18 protein-coding genes are annotated in these 17,160 nt (G+C 45.3%); 13 read left to right on the top strand and 5 right to left on the bottom strand.

Annotated elements, in window-relative coordinates; genetic code table 11:
- Positions 1 to 5 precede the first annotated feature (5 nt).
- Positions 6 to 1,118, top strand: a complete 1,113-nt coding sequence (locus EA58_RS19830) for an ISAs1 family transposase (protein ID WP_036757124.1) — start codon at positions 6 to 8, stop codon at positions 1,116 to 1,118.
- 102 nt (positions 1,119 to 1,220) lie between these two features.
- Here the strand turns inward: EA58_RS19830 and EA58_RS19825 are convergent, their stop codons facing one another.
- Complete coding sequence (locus EA58_RS19825; RefSeq protein WP_036757011.1) at positions 1,221 to 1,586, bottom strand: VOC family protein; 366 nt, start codon at positions 1,584 to 1,586, stop codon at positions 1,221 to 1,223.
- Positions 1,587 to 1,740: 154 nt separating this feature from the next.
- Between EA58_RS19825 and EA58_RS19820 the strand changes: the two genes are divergently transcribed.
- The 5 genes from EA58_RS19820 (at position 1,741) to EA58_RS19795 (ending at position 5,238) form a co-directional block, all read left to right on the top strand.
- Positions 1,741 to 2,046: a MazG nucleotide pyrophosphohydrolase domain-containing protein gene (locus EA58_RS19820; protein WP_036757008.1), complete on the top strand. Its 306-nt coding sequence runs from the start codon at positions 1,741 to 1,743 to the stop codon at positions 2,044 to 2,046.
- A gap of 21 nt (positions 2,047 to 2,067) precedes the next feature.
- The gene (locus EA58_RS19815; protein WP_036757005.1) at positions 2,068 to 3,078 is read left to right on the top strand and encodes a S66 family peptidase; all 1,011 of its coding nucleotides are present in this window, start codon (positions 2,068 to 2,070) and stop codon (positions 3,076 to 3,078) included.
- Between the two features lie 16 nt (positions 3,079 to 3,094).
- Complete coding sequence (locus tag EA58_RS19810; RefSeq protein ID WP_036757002.1) at positions 3,095 to 3,571, top strand: GNAT family N-acetyltransferase; 477 nt, start codon at positions 3,095 to 3,097, stop codon at positions 3,569 to 3,571.
- 73 nt (positions 3,572 to 3,644) lie between these two features.
- A complete protein-coding gene (gene def, locus EA58_RS19805; RefSeq protein ID WP_036757000.1) occupies positions 3,645 to 4,157 on the top strand; it encodes a peptide deformylase in 513 nt (170 codons plus the stop codon).
- 580 nt (positions 4,158 to 4,737) lie between these two features.
- Positions 4,738 to 5,238 carry a GNAT family N-acetyltransferase gene (locus EA58_RS19795; protein ID WP_036756995.1) on the top strand — a complete coding sequence of 167 codons (501 nt, stop codon included), beginning with the start codon at positions 4,738 to 4,740 and terminating at the stop codon, positions 5,236 to 5,238.
- Between the two features lie 60 nt (positions 5,239 to 5,298).
- On the opposite strand, the gene EA58_RS19790 is transcribed toward EA58_RS19795, so the two are convergent.
- Positions 5,299 to 6,924 carry a flavin monoamine oxidase family protein gene (locus EA58_RS19790; RefSeq protein ID WP_036756993.1) on the bottom strand — a complete coding sequence of 542 codons (1,626 nt, stop codon included), beginning with the start codon at positions 6,922 to 6,924 and terminating at the stop codon, positions 5,299 to 5,301.
- A 32-nt stretch (positions 6,925 to 6,956) separates the two neighbouring features.
- Positions 6,957 to 8,906 carry a thiamine pyrophosphate-binding protein gene (locus tag EA58_RS19785; RefSeq protein WP_036756990.1) on the bottom strand — a complete coding sequence of 650 codons (1,950 nt, stop codon included), beginning with the start codon at positions 8,904 to 8,906 and terminating at the stop codon, positions 6,957 to 6,959.
- 439 nt (positions 8,907 to 9,345) lie between these two features.
- On the opposite strand from EA58_RS19785, the gene EA58_RS19780 reads away from it, so the two are divergent.
- Positions 9,346 to 9,915, top strand: a complete 570-nt coding sequence (locus tag EA58_RS19780; RefSeq protein WP_036756987.1) for a shikimate kinase — start codon at positions 9,346 to 9,348, stop codon at positions 9,913 to 9,915.
- 10 nt (positions 9,916 to 9,925) lie between these two features.
- The gene (locus EA58_RS19775; protein WP_036756984.1) at positions 9,926 to 10,354 is read left to right on the top strand and encodes an N-acetyltransferase; all 429 of its coding nucleotides are present in this window, start codon (positions 9,926 to 9,928) and stop codon (positions 10,352 to 10,354) included.
- A 131-nt stretch (positions 10,355 to 10,485) separates the two neighbouring features.
- Here EA58_RS19775 and EA58_RS19770 read toward each other — a convergent pair whose 3' ends face one another.
- Both EA58_RS19770 and EA58_RS19765 read right to left on the bottom strand, forming a co-directional pair.
- A complete protein-coding gene (locus EA58_RS19770) occupies positions 10,486 to 10,824 on the bottom strand; it encodes a putative quinol monooxygenase (protein WP_200872214.1) in 339 nt (112 codons plus the stop codon).
- Positions 10,825 to 10,870: 46 nt separating this feature from the next.
- Complete coding sequence (locus tag EA58_RS19765) at positions 10,871 to 11,233, bottom strand: MerR family transcriptional regulator (protein ID WP_036756981.1); 363 nt, start codon at positions 11,231 to 11,233, stop codon at positions 10,871 to 10,873.
- Between the two features lie 380 nt (positions 11,234 to 11,613).
- Between EA58_RS19765 and EA58_RS19760 the strand changes: the two genes are divergently transcribed.
- Genes EA58_RS19760 through EA58_RS19740 form a run of 5 tightly spaced genes read left to right on the top strand, consistent with a single transcriptional unit; the run spans position 11,614 to position 16,946 of the window.
- Positions 11,614 to 12,843 (top strand): MFS transporter, encoded by a 1,230-nt coding sequence (locus EA58_RS19760; protein ID WP_036756979.1) that lies wholly within the window; start codon positions 11,614 to 11,616, stop codon positions 12,841 to 12,843.
- A complete protein-coding gene (locus EA58_RS19755; RefSeq protein WP_036756976.1) occupies positions 12,809 to 13,204 on the top strand; it encodes a ParB N-terminal domain-containing protein in 396 nt (131 codons plus the stop codon). The genes EA58_RS19760 and EA58_RS19755 overlap by 35 nt, the downstream gene beginning before the upstream one ends.
- Positions 13,197 to 14,408, top strand: coding sequence for a SidA/IucD/PvdA family monooxygenase (locus EA58_RS19750; protein WP_036756975.1), 1,212 nt, complete (start codon positions 13,197 to 13,199; stop codon positions 14,406 to 14,408). Before EA58_RS19755 ends, EA58_RS19750 begins: the two co-directional genes overlap by 8 nt.
- Positions 14,409 to 14,421: 13 nt before the next feature.
- Positions 14,422 to 16,278 (top strand): aminotransferase class I/II-fold pyridoxal phosphate-dependent enzyme, encoded by a 1,857-nt coding sequence (locus tag EA58_RS19745; protein WP_036756972.1) that lies wholly within the window; start codon positions 14,422 to 14,424, stop codon positions 16,276 to 16,278.
- Positions 16,275 to 16,946 carry a formyltransferase family protein gene (locus tag EA58_RS19740; RefSeq protein ID WP_051642265.1) on the top strand — a complete coding sequence of 224 codons (672 nt, stop codon included), beginning with the start codon at positions 16,275 to 16,277 and terminating at the stop codon, positions 16,944 to 16,946. The genes EA58_RS19745 and EA58_RS19740 overlap by 4 nt, the downstream gene beginning before the upstream one ends.
- The last annotated feature ends 214 nt before the right edge of the window (positions 16,947 to 17,160 follow it).

Here is a 17,160-nt window from a genome sequence, read left to right as displayed (position 1 = left end):
ATACCATCAAAGAACATTTCAGCATCATCCGTGACGAACGACAAAGCGCAAAAGTGGACTACCCTCTGTTTGATATTTTGTTTGGCTCGATCTGCGCCGTGATAGCCGGAGGCCAAGGCTGGACCGATATTCGCGAATACGTTCTTGACCACCATGAGTGGTTTCTTAAACAGAACCTGTTTGAAAATGGGGTACCCGTTGATGATACCTTTGCTCGTTTGATTGCGAGTATAGATCCCGCTGAGTTTCGTGACTGCTTTCTTGCCTGGATGAAAGCGGTGTACAAGTTGACCAGTGGTGAGGTGGTTGCCATTGATGGCAAGACCTTGCGCGGCTCCTATGACAGAGACGACAGACAAAGCACCATCCATATGGTGAGTGCCTACGCCAGCGCCAACCAACTGGTATTGGGCCAACTCAAAACCGACAACAAGAGCAATGAAATCACCGCAATACCGGCGCTGATTAAGATGCTCGACTTGCGAGGCGCTATCGTGACGATTGATGCGATGGCCTGCCAGACCAAGATTGCAGAAGCAATCACCAGCAAGGGCGGAGATTACTTATTGGCGGTTAAGGGCAACCAGGGCAAGTTAGCGGCAGCCGTACAGACCGCTTTCGCCCCACACCGCCGCGCCCCAATAGAGAAGACCACGTGTCAAATTGAGAAGCAAAAGGGGCGGGTTGAAGCGCGTACTTGCCATGTATTGAATGCCAGTGAGTTGAAGGGGGACTTCTCCACTTGGAGCGGGCTGACCAGCATCGTGATGGTCGCAAACTACCGTGCGGCAAAAGGCAAAGAGCCAGAGTTGGAGTATCGCTACTACATCAGTTCAGCCGAACTGACCCCAGAGCAGGCCGGGAATGCCATCCGCGCCCACTGGGGCATTGAGTCAATGCACTGGATATTAGATGTGAGTATGCGAGAAGATGCTTGTCAGATTTACCGAGAAAACGCGGCTGAAAACCTGGCAGGGTTAAGGCACATGGCACTTAACATGCTCAGAGCTGAGCCAACCAAAATTAGCGTGCCGATGAAACAGAAACGCTGCATGATGAAACCCGCCTTTTTGGAGCAAGTCCTTGTGGCTGGATTTACGTCAATGGCTAAACCTTAACCATTCATGCGGACGCCCTGGTATTCAAACGAATCCACTAATAATCATCACACTAAAAAGTATGGCCGCGGTTGCGGCCATTTTTGTATTCAGACGTCGTACTCAATCATCCGGTGTACAGACCCGGATCCGGTGGCCGTCCGGATCCAGTGCGACAAAGGTCAGGCCGAAAACGGCTTCATGCAGGGGCTGTTCAATGGTCACGGACGGCTGCCATTGGTCGTAAAGCGCTTTTACGGTTTCGTCATCCGGCACCATGAACGACAGTTCGCAACGGTGGCCGCTTCCGCCGGAGACAAAGTTTTTCGCTTCTTCTGACCAGAGTCCCAGGCTCAGGCCATTTTCAAAATCGAATGCGGCATAGGTGGAAAGAACGGCAACCGGTTCGCAGTTGAACAGTTTCTGATAGAAAACAGCACTGGCTTCCGGGTTTTTCACATAGAGTAGCAACAGGTTCGGGATTAGCATGGTTGGTTTTCCTCGTATTCAGCGTTGGTTAGGAATGACCTCAGTCTAAACCGGCGGACTGTCAGAAACTGTCAGTAGCCTATTGCATATCTGTCACGTGATGATTACAGTCGAAGTTGTTCGCAATCCCCCCTGAACTGATGAAAAGGAAGTGATGAAAATCAGTGAATTACAGGCTCATGTTCGTGCCGTCGATCACCATCCGGAGAACCCGTCAGGCTATTTCCTCAAGCTGATCGAGGAGGTCGGGGAATTATCGGAAGCGATCCGAAAAGGCAAAGAGGGTCAGCCTGATCCTGACCATCTGAAAGGGACGATTGCCGAAGAATTGTATGACGTTCTTTATTACCTGTGTGCGCTGGCCAATTTGCACGGGGTTGATTTAACACAGACGCATTTTCTGAAAGATCAGCTCAATCAGCAAAAATACCGCAGCTTAATAGCTGCACCCACCCCATAAAACAAGGATGTATCGGTTCTCATGAACATTATTTTACCGCCAGCCCTGAAACCCGGGGATAAAATTGGATTTTTTTCGCCTTCCGCACCCGCGACAGTCTTTGCGCCGAAGCGATTTGAGCGGGCAAAACACTTTCTCGAAAGTAAAGGATTTCAGCTTGTGGCTGGCAGCCTGACCGGGTGTGCTGACCATTACCGCTCCGGTTCGATTCAGGCCCGGGCGGCAGAACTGAATGCCCTGATTCGTGACCCGGAAGTACGCTGTGTGATATCGACGATTGGCGGCAATAACAGTAACGCGCTGCTGCCTTATCTCGACTTTGATGCTCTGAAACGCGATCCCAAAATTATCATCGGCTATTCCGATGTCACGGCGCTGTTGATGGGAATTTACGCCCAAACCGGGCTGATCACTTTTTATGGCCCTGCGCTGGTGGCTTCGTTTGGCGAGTTGCCGCCCTTGGTTGAGCAAACCTATGACTCATTTTTTGATCTGCTCTGTTGCCCGGGAACATCCTCGTACCAGTACCAGATGCCGCCAGCCTGGACAGATGAAATGATTGACTGGGAAACGCAGTCTGAAGTGAAACGCTTATCGCAGAATAACTGGCAGTTTCTGGGAGACGGTGTGATCAAAGGCCGGGTGATAGGTGGCACCCTGAATACGATGGCTGGGATCTGGGGCAGTCCGTACATGCCGGCGATTCAGCCCGGCGATATTCTGCTGATTGAAGATTGCATGCTCGGTATCGAAACCATTGAACGTTCACTGACTCACCTGAAACTCTGCGGCGTGTTTGAGACGGTGTCCGCTGTGGTTCTGGGGAAACACGAGTTGTTTAACGACAGAGGCACGGGCAGAACCCCGCTGGATGTTTTACTGGAAGTGCTGAACGGCCAGCCGTTGCCGATTCTGGCTGGTTTTGATAGCTGCCATACCCACCCGATGCTGGTCACGCCGCTGGGTGCGACGGCAGAAATTGATTTTGATCGTGAAAGCATCCGTCTGACAGACCCATGGCTGGCAAAGTGATTCCAGGGAGAAAAAGATGTCATTTGTGATTCGAAAAGCAGTCAAAGCGGACGCAAAGGCTGCACATGAGATTCGTCAGCGGGCGATTTGGGCGAAGTGCGTTGATGATTATCCGGAAGCACAGTTAAAAATCTGGACGGAAGGCGGGATGTCAGAACGCTTCATCGCGGATATCGAGCGGGCCTTTTACGTGGCTGAGTCTGAACAGGGGGTGATCGGGACGGCCATGCTCAATACCGAAAATGGGATCGGGATGGTGGATGCCATTTTTGTTGCGCCGGACTGGATGGGCAAAGGCGTTGCCAAGGCCCTGATGGTGCATCTTGAAACCCTCGCCAGACAATCGGGCGTGACCGCGCTGAAACTGGACGCAACGCTGAATGCGGCCGACTTTTACCGTGCCAGCGGCTTTACGGGCGATGAAATTTCGGTCTATCGTTCGCCATACGGGCTGGAACTGGCCTGCGTGCCCATGGTGAAAAGTTTGAACTGAAGATGATGGACTTTGATGAAGTATCTGTGCTGTACTTCATCTTTTCCGCAACTCAGAGAAAAGTAATTTCGTTATGGCGATATTAGACATACTGACAGCACCGGATCCGCGCTTAAAAGAGAAAGCCGTTCCGGTCACCGACATAGACTCAGTGCAAACCCTGATTGATGACCTGCTGGAGACACTGTATGCCACCAGCAACGGCGTTGGTCTGGCTGCAACACAGGTGGGTCGTTCTGAAGCGCTGGTGGTGATTGATATCTCCGAAACACGGGACGAACCGCTGGTGCTGATTAACCCGGAAGTTGTCAGTGGCGAAGAGAAAGTCATGGGTCAGGAAGGCTGCCTGTCTGTACCCGATTATTATGCTGATGTTGAACGTTACCGTTCCGTCATTGTAAAAGCGCTGGATCGTCAGGGAAATCCGATCACGATTGAGCGGGATGATTTTCTGGCGGTGGTCATGCAGCATGAAATTGATCACTTGAGCGGGAATCTGTTCATTGATTATTTGTCGCCGCTGAAACGTCAAATGGCGATGAAGAAAGTGAAAAAAGCCGTGAAAGCCGTGGCAAAATCGGCCTGACCGGTTTTTATCCACAGTGGCAATGAATGCCGGAATAAAAAACAATGGACAATAAATGAAAAAGGAAGTGGTATTCATTGCTGCACTCTGGCTGGCAGGGTGTGCTTCTGAAGGGCGAACGCCGTCCCGTGAACAGGCGATTTAAGATGTGTTCACTGAAAAACTTGAAAGCAATGGCCCCCGGGTGATTTGTGATCAGCCGGTTTATCAGAAATGCTATCAGATTTCAGAGGCAAACTGCGTATCGGAACTGACACCGATTTCGCAGAAGTGCGCTTCCTATGCCCAAAAAAAATGGCCGATATCATCGCTGAATGATGCTGAAAAGCATGCAACGTATTATTTTAATTGCATGATCTTTAATCATTTTACGGTGCATCAAAAAGACTGGCATGAAGCCTATTACTGTCTTGAAGAAAACAAAGACAGTTTTGATCCAAATCGTTATTTACCTGTGCTTTTTGAGTAAGATTTTCGATACCGTCTGTTTGTAATATCGGCTGTCAGGGAACGCCTGAAACCTTTTTCCGCTTTCAAATACAGATTCGTTTAAACAAGGTCATAGAGACACGGAGGTCAAATGGCACTTGAATTTCGTCCCATCAATGCGGATGAACATTTCGCGTTTTGTATGGCTTTTCGGCGCGATGCTTATGTCTGTACATTTCATTCTGATCAAGGTTTTTCAGCGTTCATCGCCGATTATGAGGGGCGAATGCGTGCCCGGCTGGCTGATCCCCGCTGGTATTACATTCACATCTGGGACGAGAACCGAATTATCGGCCAGCTTGAGTTTAAAAGTTTTTCCGACGAGCCGGCCACAGGATATGTTCATCTGATTTACATCATTCCTGATTACCGTGGTTCAGGGGTTGCCGATGCGGCTCAGCGTTATATTGAAACCCGATTGCTGGCCGATGGGTGCCGGGCAGTTTTGCTGACTGTCGGGCAAAAAAATGAAAGGGCACGGCGACATTATCGGCGCTGGGGCTGGCAGCGGGTTGGCCGTGATCAGACTTTGCGGGGCACCGATATTTTCAGGCGTTCGTTGACGGTTCTGAATGAAAGCTATCCGGTGTAACCAATTTTTGTATCAAGTTTCTGAGACAGGCCCTGCGTATGCAGGGCCTGTTTGTATGGATTAAGCGCTGAGTTGTGGCTTCAGTTTTGCCAGCATCAACTGGGCAGTCTGTAAGGCCCCTTCAACCCATCCCTGACTGTGTGAGTATGCCTCACCACAGATATAGAAGTGCGTCTGCGGCAGTGGCTGAACAATCTGGTTTGCCACATTGCCACTCTGTACACCAATATTCCAGCTGTTCCAGCCGCCGCCGTATGGATCGTCTCCCCAGTCACGGAATGCTGCCTGCAAGGGCTGTGTCTGAGTGGCTTCTTCGGCTGTCACATTGTGGATCAGATCAATCTGTCGGGTGACTTCCGTCACCATAGACTCGGGCGCCTGATGCGCCAGCCATTGAGTATCGGCACCGCTTTGCTGTTGTTTCAGGCCGGTAAAAGCCCGGAATTCAGGCAAGGGTAAGACCTCCATCTGTTGCTTCCAGGCCAGACCCCGTTTTTGACGGTAACCATCCCAAAAGCCCACATTGACGCCATCGTCATAGCTGGCCATGAGAATGGCCGGACCCGATAGCGCGGGTTTTCCTTCATCGGTCGGCCAGTAGTAGGTCTGACGGACAGGCATGTTGGTCACACTGCGTCCAGACTCAATGCCGGATTGCTCGACCCACCAGGGGGAAGCGTAAGTCGTGAATAATTTGAAGAGTGGTCTGGGGGTGACACTGCCGGTCAGTGATTTCACGGCCGGTTGCTGTAGCAGCGGACAATTCGGCTCCAGCAAATCAATGGCGCGTCTTGGCATCGCAAGCACCAGATGGGTCGCCGTACACTGCAACGTATCGTGGGGGATGATCTCCAGTTCAGTATTGAAATTCAGCTCAAAAGCACCATTCACCTGAGTGAACGTGGTCAGTTTATGGCCCAGCATCAGTTCGCCGCCGATAGCCTGAAATTCTTCGGCCAGCGCGACAGGCACTTGCTGGAAGCCTTGCTTGAAACCGAAGTACTTCACATCATCCCCGAAATCGGTCAGAAACCAGGGAATGGCATCGGCGGCGTTCCAGTTGGACATGGTGGAGTTGTAACCGCCTGCATCCTGACAGTACAGGTAATCTTCACTGCTCATGACCTGTTGCAGCACATTCCAGAAGCCCTGTTCATACAGCATCTTGCCCTGAAACTCGGCATTCATCGCCATTACCCGGCGTTGCTCTTCGGTGAGATTCGGTGCCGTGATTCCGGGAACGATTTTATCCAGCGCATCGATCATCACACTGCCGGGGGTTTTTCCGAAGGCATCCGTGCTGTAGTTATACGGCAAGGCGTGTGGGTTATCCTGATAGTCTTTCAGACGCAGCCTGACTTCCCGCAGATAGGCAAAGTTGACCGGGGTATCGACCGGAAACGGATAGTACTCAATCGGATCCGGCAGAGAACTGAACTGATTGATTTGATCCAATAAGGCGTGGATCAGTGGCTGACGTGTCGCATCGAGAATGCGCATGCCACCGAGTTCTGCCACCATATTGTCTACACCCGGTGCTTTCACCGATAGCAGCCGCCCGCCGATCCGGCCGCTCCCTTCAAAGACGGCAATGCGTTTACCGGGAAATTGCTGTTTTAATTGCCAGGCACTGTAAACACCGGATACACCGGCACCAATAATGGCAACATCATAATGTTGACTCATAGGACGCTTCCTTGTGGTTTGATTGAGAGGGTTCAGGCCAGCGTGCTGAAGTGATTGGGATTGATTTCATCCAACACGTCCTTGTGGAAATAATTCAAAGACGGACGGCGTAATGGCTTTGCCGACGTCTTCAGGTTGGCGCTGGTCTGCACGGCTGCCGGGTCCCGCTCTGTTCGGATATCCAGCACATAAGGTTTTTTTTCATTCAAAACAAAGTGAATCGCTTCTTTGAGTGCAGCGTTCAAATCGCTGGTCTGGTCGACCACCCGCCCTTGAATACCTGCGCCTATCGCATCGGCAATCTGTTGAAAATTCAGTTGCGGATGTTGCAGCGACAGATAATCCACCTCGTAATTGTGATAACTGGCCGGATCTGTTGGGTCCGGCTCAACCGGTTTTTTCTTCGGTTCCCAGTTGTAGGAATCGATCACTTCTTCCAGCCCGTTTTGCAGTGTGTGATATTCCCGGTTATTCGTGATGATGTAGAGCACCGCCAGATTATATTTCGCTGCACTCCACCAGACCTGCGGGTAAAACAGTGATGAGCCATCGCCGACGGCATTGATCACCAGTTTTGGCGTGACGCCCTGAATGGCGGTGGGCTGAATTTTGATGCCGAGGGAAGCGGGCATTGACCAGCCCAGTGAACCGCCGGAGACACAGTAATAACTGACGGGCTGGCTCATTTCTTTGTTCAGCGGCATCAGATACTGAAAGCTGGGGCTGTCAGAAACGGCCTCATGCACATAGACAAACTGGTTGGCGAGCCCTTGTTCGGTGATGGCCTGAGATAAGTAATGCGGGATCAGCGCAGGATTGATACACGTGCCCGGGGCTTCTTCAGCCTGTTTCAAATAGGCATTCCAGTCCTGACGGCGTTGCTGACTGAGTTGGAGCAAGTGCTGGTTGCGCGCATCTCTGGCCTGTTGTTGCGCCGGTGTCACCGGCAGTTCCGCCATGACGTCGTTCAGTTTTTCAAGGCTGGCCCGGATACCGCCCAGAACGGCATGACTGCCGTAATAGTTTTTCCCGATATCCCAGGTGTTGTTCGACAGATAGAGAATATCGACTGAAGGCGGAATCAGCGGCCCATCAGCATAGTTAAAGACCGTGACCTGCGCCTGATTACTCCAGCCGACCAGAAACGCAACATCATGTTGCTGAAAAACTGCCTGCAACATGGCCTGATTTCCCGGTAACTCACCTTGCCAGTGGATGTCATCGTTCGGAAAATTGGCGAGGCTGCTGAAGGTTTGCAGGGCCACGGGCGCCCCGACGGTTTGTGCCAGAATGCCCAGCTGTTCAGTCGCATGGTCGTAACCTACGCCGTCTCCGGCAATGATGATGGGGTTTTTGGCTTCAGAGAAACGCTGTGCCAAGCGCTCAATTTCGTCTGTATCGCCTGTGAAGTTGGTGGGAATGCGCGTGATGCCCGGCAACTTTTGTGGCTGATTGGGCAAAGGGCTGACCATCATGAATTCCCAGGGGATGGAAATAAAGACCGGGCCACAAGCCGGTGCTTTCGCTTCTTTGAAAGCTCGCTGTAACACCATGGGGAATTCATAGGGCGTACGCAACTCATGAGACCATTTACAGTACTGTTTCGCAAGCTCAGCAATGTTGGATGACAACAATGGTTCTTGTGTGACCAATTCATTTTGTTGCTGACAGCAGAGAATGACCAAAGGCGTGTGAGACCGGTAGGCATTGAATAAGTTGCCGATCCCATGGGCGATGCCTGGGGTAATGTGAACCACCAGAACACCGGGCTCACCGGTCATGCGGGCTGCGCCCATCGCTGCCCCCATCGCAATGTTTTCATGTAAACATTCGACGTACTCTACCTTGTTTTCCGGGTAGGACGTCCCATCGATAATCGGAATTTCATTGGTGCCGGGGACACCGAATATTTGACGGATATTGAGCTGGTTTAATGCATCGTATAAATAATCACGCATGATGCGCGGCGGTAGGTCAGACATGATTTTTCCTTATCGAAATCGGGGACTGCGACCTCCCAATAGGTAAATAAAATGTTAAAATTGCTTCCGGCTTATCGAAGTTAGGTCAGAGGAATAGGGCTTACAAATTTCATTCAGCTTGCGTACAAGTTGAAATAATGCATCTTTGATTGCTGCACTTGAGTCGGGGATTTTGGCGGTGGATATCAGAGAACAAGATCACACTTTTTTGTAAACTGTTGTTTTTATGGTCGATATTATCTGAACTGAATGGTGATTAAAAAACTTCCTTTCATTATTGATGGATATTAAAAAACTTTTTATCGGTCACCGATGAATCTACCGATATTTCCCTGAGTCAGTGAATTCAGAATTAAGACGTTTTCAGATTAGAAAAAATATCGGAATTCAGAAAACGAACTGAAATTAAAATGAAAAGTATCAATTGAAGGGGTTCGACATGCAACGCATTAATGTGATCGGCACCAGTGGCAGTGGCAAATCAACGTTCAGCCAAAAACTGGCAGACGCTTTGGGGTATCCCTACATTGAAATGGATGCCTTATTCTGGCAACCGAACTGGGCAGAATCGACAGATGAGGCATTCTTTGCAACGCTGGAACAAGCCCTTGCATCACCGCAATGGGTACTGGACGGGAATTACCATCGTACGGTCCCGATTAAATGGCGTCAGGTTGATACCATTATCTGGGTGGATTATTCGTTGACCCGGACGCTGTTTCAGGCGGTCAAACGCGCAATCACCCGTTGTCTGAGTCAGCAGGAACTCTGGCCGGGAACGGGTAATCGGGAAACGTTTCAGAAAACCTTTTTAAGCCGGGATTCCATTGTCTGGTGGACAATGAAAACCTACAGCAAAAACCGGGCGCGCTATCTGGCCGTTATGGCGGATCCGAATTTTGCCCATATTCGATTTGTTCAGCTACGTACTCCGGCGCAGGCGAATCAACTGATTCAACAACTGAAAGAGAAGAAGACATTGGTTACTGAACCAAGGTCAAATGCATAAGGAAAGACAGATGATCCGAACTTTTACGACAGCAGATATGGAACCTGTGCTGAATATTTGGCTGGCTGCATCCCTCAAAGCGCACGATTTTATCCCGGCTGATTTCTGGCAGTCACAGGTCGAAAATATGCGCACCCTGTATTTACCTGCATCAGCTGTTTATGTGTATGAAGATGAAGAGACTGTGAAAGGTTTTTATGCGTTATATGACAACCAGCTTGCTGCGATATTCGTGACGCCAGAGGCACAGGGAAAGGGCATCGGAAAGACTTTGCTGAATCATGCAAAAATGCAGCGCGAGATGTTGTCGTTGAATGTTTATCAACGTAACCAGGCCAGCTACCAGTTTTATTTGTCTCAGGGCTTTGAGGTAACCGCAGAAAGCACCGATGAGCATACTGGTGAAGCGGAATGGGTGATGGCATTTTCTGTGTCATAGCGCGTGGCGGAAAGGATTCGGCATATAGCAACGCAGGTTTCAGTAAAATACAGCGATCAAAACATCTCTACTGAACTGCTGATGTCGAATCCTTCCTCCTGATATATCCTTACTCCTGATATCTAGAGAGTTTATCCGAATGAACTGGCAGTGGCGTTTGATAGATTGCCTCTTCCTTCCGGAACATCACTGGCAAAGTGCTGAACAATTTCGGTCAGATCTCGTTTCAGGTACGCTTGGGTATGCGGCTGTTGAAAATGAGCATGGTAATCCTCCTCGCTGTCATAACGTTCCCAAAGTAAGAATCGGGTCTCGTCATGTAAACAACGATGCAGCTGAAAAATGGAACATCCCGGCTCTTGAAGCGTCTGTTCGCATAAGTGTTGCAGCGATTCAAAAGCGGTGCGGATATTGGCTCGATCTTTTACTTTTAACTCTGCGGTAATGTAATAGCCTTGACTGAACATCATAAAAACGCCTGATTGTGGTTCGTGGAGTAAGGCTAACTGCTAGAGTTCACTCTAGCGCAAGTTGTTTTTGTGCATAAGCGTCCACTTTATATTCGACAATCGCCAATTCCTGATTCAGTCGTTCAATTTCGCGTTTGAGCGAGACCGCGTGCTTTGCCAATAAATCTTGTCTTTCTTTCAGTGAGCAATCGCCTTGCTGGCGCAGTGCCGCAAACACCTTAATTTCAGCAAGCGGCATGCCGGTTGATTTCAGGCGCTGAATCCATGCCAGCCATTCAAGATCAGACGCATCATAAATACGCTGTCCGGCAGGATTTCGGTGAATACTTCTGAGCAGTCCTTCTTTTTCGTAGTATCTCAGCGTGTGGATAGAGAGATTGGTTTTCTGTGCAACTTCTGAAATGAACACAAGGGCTCCTGCGGATGGTTTGCTGTGCCGGGCAATCGGCGATTTCTAACGTATCTAGATTGCCTCAATGTTCTATCAAGCGTGACATATTATCCATCATTTACGGTCATTGCAGGTTGAATCATCGTTGATCGTTGAGATACATCAGCATTGTTAATTTTATTTTCAATTTATAAACAATTTCATTTCAATGTGTAGACATTTATGTTGCATTAAGTTCATTAACGCAGTGAAATAAGTTGCCATTTAGGGAAATCTGTATTCAAAATGTTTCTATTGGACATTTTTTTGTAATTAAATGTTGATCTTTATGTTTCCAGTTGTATATTAATCCGCTCGCATGCTCACACCTGGCATATGCATCGTAAAGCGGATAAAAAATGAAGAGTTTTTACAAAAATTATACAAATCTATCCTCATTCATATGGGTCGTGTTTATCGGTACTTTTGTGACCAGAGCGACTTCAATGATGGTATGGCCTTTTATATCGATTATTCTTTATACGAAATTTAACTTCTCGCCAATTTGGGTTGGTGTTGTATTATCCGTTTCGATTGCGATCTCATCCATCGTCAGTTTTTACTCAGGATTCATTTCAGATAAAATTGGACGAATTAAAATTATCATGCTTGGGTGCGTTATTTCTGCATTGGCGTATCTGATACTAGGTATATCCGTTGAGTCTTTAGGATTTATCATTGGTACATTATTAGCCAACACATCCTGGGCGCTTGTGAATAACCCAATAAAAGCTGTGATTAGTGATCTGATTGATGAACCAAAATTGAAAGAGCAAGCAATGCATTTAAGATATCTCTTTCTTAATGCTGGTGCAGCGGTTGGTCCATTTATCGGTGTAAAACTTGGATTTGATGTTCATTCACTTTCATTTTTCATTGTTTCTGTTTCTTACATGATCTTCATGATTCCAATTTATGTCCTCGGTAAGAGCATCACTTTAGAAACAACCAACAAATTAAGTCTGAATAAAACAGTGAAAATATTATTGAATGATAGAGTATTTCTGCTTCTTGTTGTCAATAATATTGTAATGATGTTCATTTTTGGGAATTTTGATTCAACGCTGCCTCAGTTGATTACGTCATTACAGTTTTCAGGTTATGTTGAGCTTCTAGCTTCATTGATTATGCTGCATGCAGTCACGCTTGTGGTGATGCAACTACCTATCTCTATGATGATGAACAAATTTACTTTGGAAAGTAAATTAAAGATAGGTAGTTTTCTATTGATATCGGCAGAGTTAAACTACTTCTTTGCTGTAAAGTATTATGATGCCTATAGCTTATGGTATTCAGCCGTGTTTATCATGAGTCTGGCTCAGACTATTTTATTTCCATGCTTGAATATTTTCATTGACCGTTTAGCTCCAAATCATTTAAGAGGTGTGTACTTTGGTGCATCATCATTGTATAGCATCGGTTTTGCAATGGCTCCATTAGTCGGAGGCGTTATTATTGGATTATATAACGGTGAGGCTTTATATCAATTACTGACTTTATTGAGCTTTACAATGTTGGGTCTGTTTGTTTATATCTTCAAAATAAAGGATTGCAATGAGGTTAACATTAGAAAAGTTACCAGCTCTTAAACCAACGGAAGTACACTCTGCGACACGTTTAGATGAATTGGAAAAGAAAGTTTCTACGGAGGGTTTTTGGACAACACCAATTTGGATTGATGAAACGACAAAAATTGTAATCGATGGACACCATCGATTAGAACTGGCAAAAAGACTAAATTTGAATATTGTTCCATGCTTTAATTTTAACTATAAAAAAGAACTCTCGGTTTACTCAAGAGATGAAAATAAAATAATTAGTCATTCTGATGTGATTCATGCTGGTTTAAGTAAGACGCCTTTAGGCTATAAAAAAACTAGGCATGAATTTCATGGGAACATTTTTGAAACATATATACCATTAAGTATTTTAAGGTTTGTAGATGAATAAAAACTTATATGATGTTGTGATGTGTGGCGCTGGTCCAGCGAACACATCTCTTATTCCCGACATTATTGAAAATGAAGAAATAAAAAGCTGTCTGATTTTAGAAAAGACGAATGTCGTTGGCTCTGGTGAGCTGAAAAAATATCAGATTACAGCAAACTCATTAGGTTGCGTGTTTCTTGAGAAATTCGATGATTGTGACCGAGCATTAAGTCAGCATATTCGCGCGACTGAAGCGTGGAAATATTTGTCTGATCATCAGGACAAAGCGGTTGAACTGAAAGTTGTTGGTGAGTATTTAGAAAAACTGTCTGAGTTCATTCAGGAAGATCATGCTTGTTGTGAGAAATTCACGCTCATGACAGAAGCTGAGGTATGCAAGGTTAAGCATACAGACAGTGGGGTTTATGAGATTACCTATCGTAAAGGCGAAAAATCGCATACAGTGATTGCGAAAAAAGTGCTCTTTAATATTGGAGGTAAACCTAGAAAACCAAGGTTGATCCCAGATATTCAAACAGTGAACTCCAGTGAAATTATTAATTGTTCATACGATGAAGCCATCCAGGCTCAAAAGATGAATCGTATTTCAATTCTGGGAAGTTCACATAGTGCGGTTTCTTGTATGATCCGGCTCATAGAGCAGCTCAATTACCAAGGTAATATTGATCTGCTTGTGAATAAAGATTTTAAATTATTTTATGACTCTCCAGAAAGCGCAACTGCGGATGGATACAAGTTTTCTGAAGAAGATATGTGTCTTCAGAGCAAACGAATCAACCGTTATTCAGGTTTGAGATATGATTCATTTTCTTTTGCTCAAAAGTTGAATCATGGTCATTATCCAAATATTCATATTACAAATATTGAAGGTTTGTCTGATGAAGAGATTATTCAGAAGATAAACAGAAGTGACTTGCTTGTTAATTGTACAGGCTATGAGTCGAAATTAGTAAATATTGTTGATCAAAATGATACAGAAGTTGAATTTGAACATGATCGTTATGGATTGATTACTGATTCGAAATTAAGTCCTATCTTAAAATCAGGTCAGTCACTTTTGAATTTTCATACATTTGGTCTTGGTTCTGGTGTGAAAACCGGAGGCGATTGTGGTGGTGAATCAAACTTCGATGGCAGAATTGATGGCGTTTGGGTTTACCAGCATATTATTCCAAAAATTGTCTTTAGCAACGAACTAAAATAATAACGGAGAAATAATGAATAATCATACAGCTATCTTGCTTTGCGCAGGAAGGGGCTCCCGTTTGTCCAATAAAACTTTCAATAAGCCGAAACCCTTAGTTGAAACAAATGAACTATCTTTTCTTGATAATGCGCTGCAAAAAATAAAATCTGCAGGCATTAAAAAAGTAGCTATTGTTGTTGGTTATAAAAAAGATACGTTAATTGAACATATTCAAAGCCAGGCGTATGGGTTAGAAATTGAATTTATTGTTAGTCATGAATGGGAAACAACGAACAATATTTATTCATTATACTTAGCCCGTGACTGGATTAAGAAAGGTAGCTTGATTTTAGAAGGTGATATTTTCTTTAATCAATCTTGTTTGGATAAGGTCATTGAAAGTAATGGTGATATCAATGTGCTGATCTCTCCACTCAGTAAGCATATGGAAGGTTGCTACGCTGAAGTCGAGAAGGATAATATTGTTGCACTGAAATCTACAAAAGATGCTGACTTTAAACTTCAAGGTCAACAATACAAAACGGTTAATATTTATCATATTTGTTCTGATGAATTTGCAAATTACTGCATTGCTGAGTTGGAGCAAGCGATTCATCAGGGTGAAACTGGTGGATATTACGAAGAAATATTTAAGAAAGCGTTACATCATGGCTCTTTAGATATCAAGGCGAGTATCGTTCCTCATTCTGAATGGTATGAAGTCGATAACGCCTATGATTTGTCGATTTGTGACTATATTTCTAGTTCAAATAAATTAGAACTCATTCAAAACAGGCACGGTGGCTATTGGCGTTACCCAATGACTGATTTTGCTTTGATTTATAATTTCCACTTCCCAACGGAAGAATTCAAAAATGCCATGAAGAAGAACTTCGATGAAATTTTGCTAAATTATCCTGGTGGCAGAAGACTGATTGAAGGGTCACTTTCAGAATTTCTGGAGGTTAAAGCAAGCCAGCTTTGCATCGCGAATGGTGCTGCAGAAATCATCAAGTTACTGCCGAATATATACAAAGGTAAAGTGCTTGTTACTGTACCTTCCTTTAATGAATATGCGAATACTTTTGGTCAGGAAAGGACCATTCACCATTTCACATCGGCATCTGAAAATTTTGATATCAATGTGGATGAGATCTTAAAACAAGCAGAAGCAGAGCAACCGAATGTTGTGGTTATCGAATCTCCGAATAACCCAACCGGAAGACTAACGGCAATTGATAGTTTATTGTACTTAGCTGATGCGTTACATAAACTGGATATCGACCTTATTGTTGATGAATCATTCCTGGATTTCTCTAAATTCAGAGAAGAAACGACTCTGAAGCATTTAGAGGCACATCAAAATCTGTCTGTGATTCGAAGCATGAGTAAAACCTTTGGTATCGGAGGAATTCGGATTGGGTATATTGCGACAGCCAATGAGTCTTTGTTGAGTCAGGTGAGAACTCTCTTACCCATTTGGAACATCAATGGCTTCGCTGAAGAGTTCTTATTACGTTTGCCTCAGTACAAACAGAGTTACAAATTAAGTTGTGATAAGGTTTGTTCAGATACTTTAATCTTGCAAAAATCTTTGAGTTCAATCGAAGGTATTACCGCTTTCGAAACGGATTCAAACTTTGTTTATTGTAAGACAGAGTATGCGGATGCGAATACGATTTGTCATTTACTTTTAGATATTTATGGATTGTATATCAAAGACTGTGCTGGAAAAGGAAATCAGGGGTCGGATCTATACTTCCGTGTATCATGCAGAACGCAGAGTGAAAATGAAATTCTGATTCGATCACTCCAATCCGTGATGCAAAAAATAAGAGAAATCGAGAATATTCGCACTCGTGAAATAACAGAAGGCTTCGTGTCGTGAAAAAAACTAAAAGTGTCGTAATTTGTGGGAAAGGCGAACTGGCAATTTATATTTGTGATTATTTCTTGAATCATGATGAATACACGGTTTCTCATGTGGTTGCTGATCAGTTCGAGCCTGTGAATACAAAGCAGACATTAGCAGCGTTTTGTACTGAAAATGCGATACCAGTGACTTATGACAGTATCGATCATTTGCCTGGATATGAAGCGGATACATTTCAATGTGACTTATGTTTTGTTGTGTTTCATAAGAAAATTCTTCCTCTGAAGTTTATTCATTCATGCAAGCGAATATTAAATATTCACTTGTCACCTTTGCCAAAGTACAGAGGTGTAAGGCCAGTGAATTGGGCATTAAAAAATGGTGAAAAACATCATGGTGTGACAATTCATGAGATTAATGAAGGGATTGATGACGGGCCAATAGTCAATCAAGTTTCATTCTCGATTTATCCGGAGTTTGAAGAGGTTATTGAGACGTATACCAGATCTCTACATTTTGCGAAGCAACTTTTTCTGGATACAATGCCACGATTGGACAAAATTAATCCAAGACCTCAGATAGAATCTGAAGCGACTATCTTTTATGAGAAAGATAATCATAAACTAGAAGAAAGACTCACATTTACCAAAGAAGCTTCTTTACAAGCTTTGAATCGCAATTAATGCTGGACCGCCTTCTCTGAAGGCGGTTTTTTGTTTTGTGTCACATAGCGAACAGCCTTCCATAAACAGACTCTATCCTGAGCACAAAAATTTTTTGTGCCCGCGGCCGTACTTTTTTATTGCACTGGTTACATGATGACCTTAATATCGCGCCGCTTCTTGATGATAGCCAATCCGAGTACATCACAGCTGACATGTGGCAAGGCGATAGAGC

Origin of the sequence: Photobacterium galatheae, assembly GCF_000695255.1 — a bacterium.
In the GTDB taxonomy this organism is placed as follows: domain Bacteria; phylum Pseudomonadota; class Gammaproteobacteria; order Enterobacterales; family Vibrionaceae; genus Photobacterium; species Photobacterium galatheae.
Note: the sequence above shows the minus strand (reverse complement) of the source record. Positions and strands in the feature narration are given on the sequence as shown.

Bases quoted from the DNA above. Each gene is read 5' to 3' on its own strand.
- EA58_RS19780 (WP_036756987.1), top strand. From the start codon at position 9,346: ATGCAACGCATTAATGTGATCGGCACCAGTGGCAGTGGCAAATCAACG.
- EA58_RS19810 (WP_036757002.1), top strand. From the start codon at position 3,095: ATGTCATTTGTGATTCGAAAAGCAGTCAAAGCGGACGCAAAGGCTGCA.
- EA58_RS19790 (WP_036756993.1), bottom strand. From the start codon at position 6,924: ATGAGTCAACATTATGATGTTGCCATTATTGGTGCCGGTGTATCCGGT.
- EA58_RS19760 (WP_036756979.1), top strand. From the start codon at position 11,614: ATGAAGAGTTTTTACAAAAATTATACAAATCTATCCTCATTCATATGG.
- EA58_RS19750 (WP_036756975.1), top strand. From the start codon at position 13,197: ATGAATAAAAACTTATATGATGTTGTGATGTGTGGCGCTGGTCCAGCG.
- EA58_RS19820 (WP_036757008.1), top strand. From the start codon at position 1,741: ATGAAAATCAGTGAATTACAGGCTCATGTTCGTGCCGTCGATCACCAT.
- EA58_RS19775 (WP_036756984.1), top strand. From the start codon at position 9,926: ATGATCCGAACTTTTACGACAGCAGATATGGAACCTGTGCTGAATATT.
- EA58_RS19785 (WP_036756990.1), bottom strand. From the start codon at position 8,906: ATGTCTGACCTACCGCCGCGCATCATGCGTGATTATTTATACGATGCA.
- EA58_RS19745 (WP_036756972.1), top strand. From the start codon at position 14,422: ATGAATAATCATACAGCTATCTTGCTTTGCGCAGGAAGGGGCTCCCGT.
- EA58_RS19770 (WP_200872214.1), bottom strand. From the start codon at position 10,824: ATGATGTTCAGTCAAGGCTATTACATTACCGCAGAGTTAAAAGTAAAA.
- def (WP_036757000.1), top strand. From the start codon at position 3,645: ATGGCGATATTAGACATACTGACAGCACCGGATCCGCGCTTAAAAGAG.
- EA58_RS19825 (WP_036757011.1), bottom strand. From the start codon at position 1,586: ATGCTAATCCCGAACCTGTTGCTACTCTATGTGAAAAACCCGGAAGCC.
- EA58_RS19795 (WP_036756995.1), top strand. From the start codon at position 4,738: ATGGCACTTGAATTTCGTCCCATCAATGCGGATGAACATTTCGCGTTT.
- EA58_RS19755 (WP_036756976.1), top strand. From the start codon at position 12,809: ATGAGGTTAACATTAGAAAAGTTACCAGCTCTTAAACCAACGGAAGTA.
- EA58_RS19815 (WP_036757005.1), top strand. From the start codon at position 2,068: ATGAACATTATTTTACCGCCAGCCCTGAAACCCGGGGATAAAATTGGA.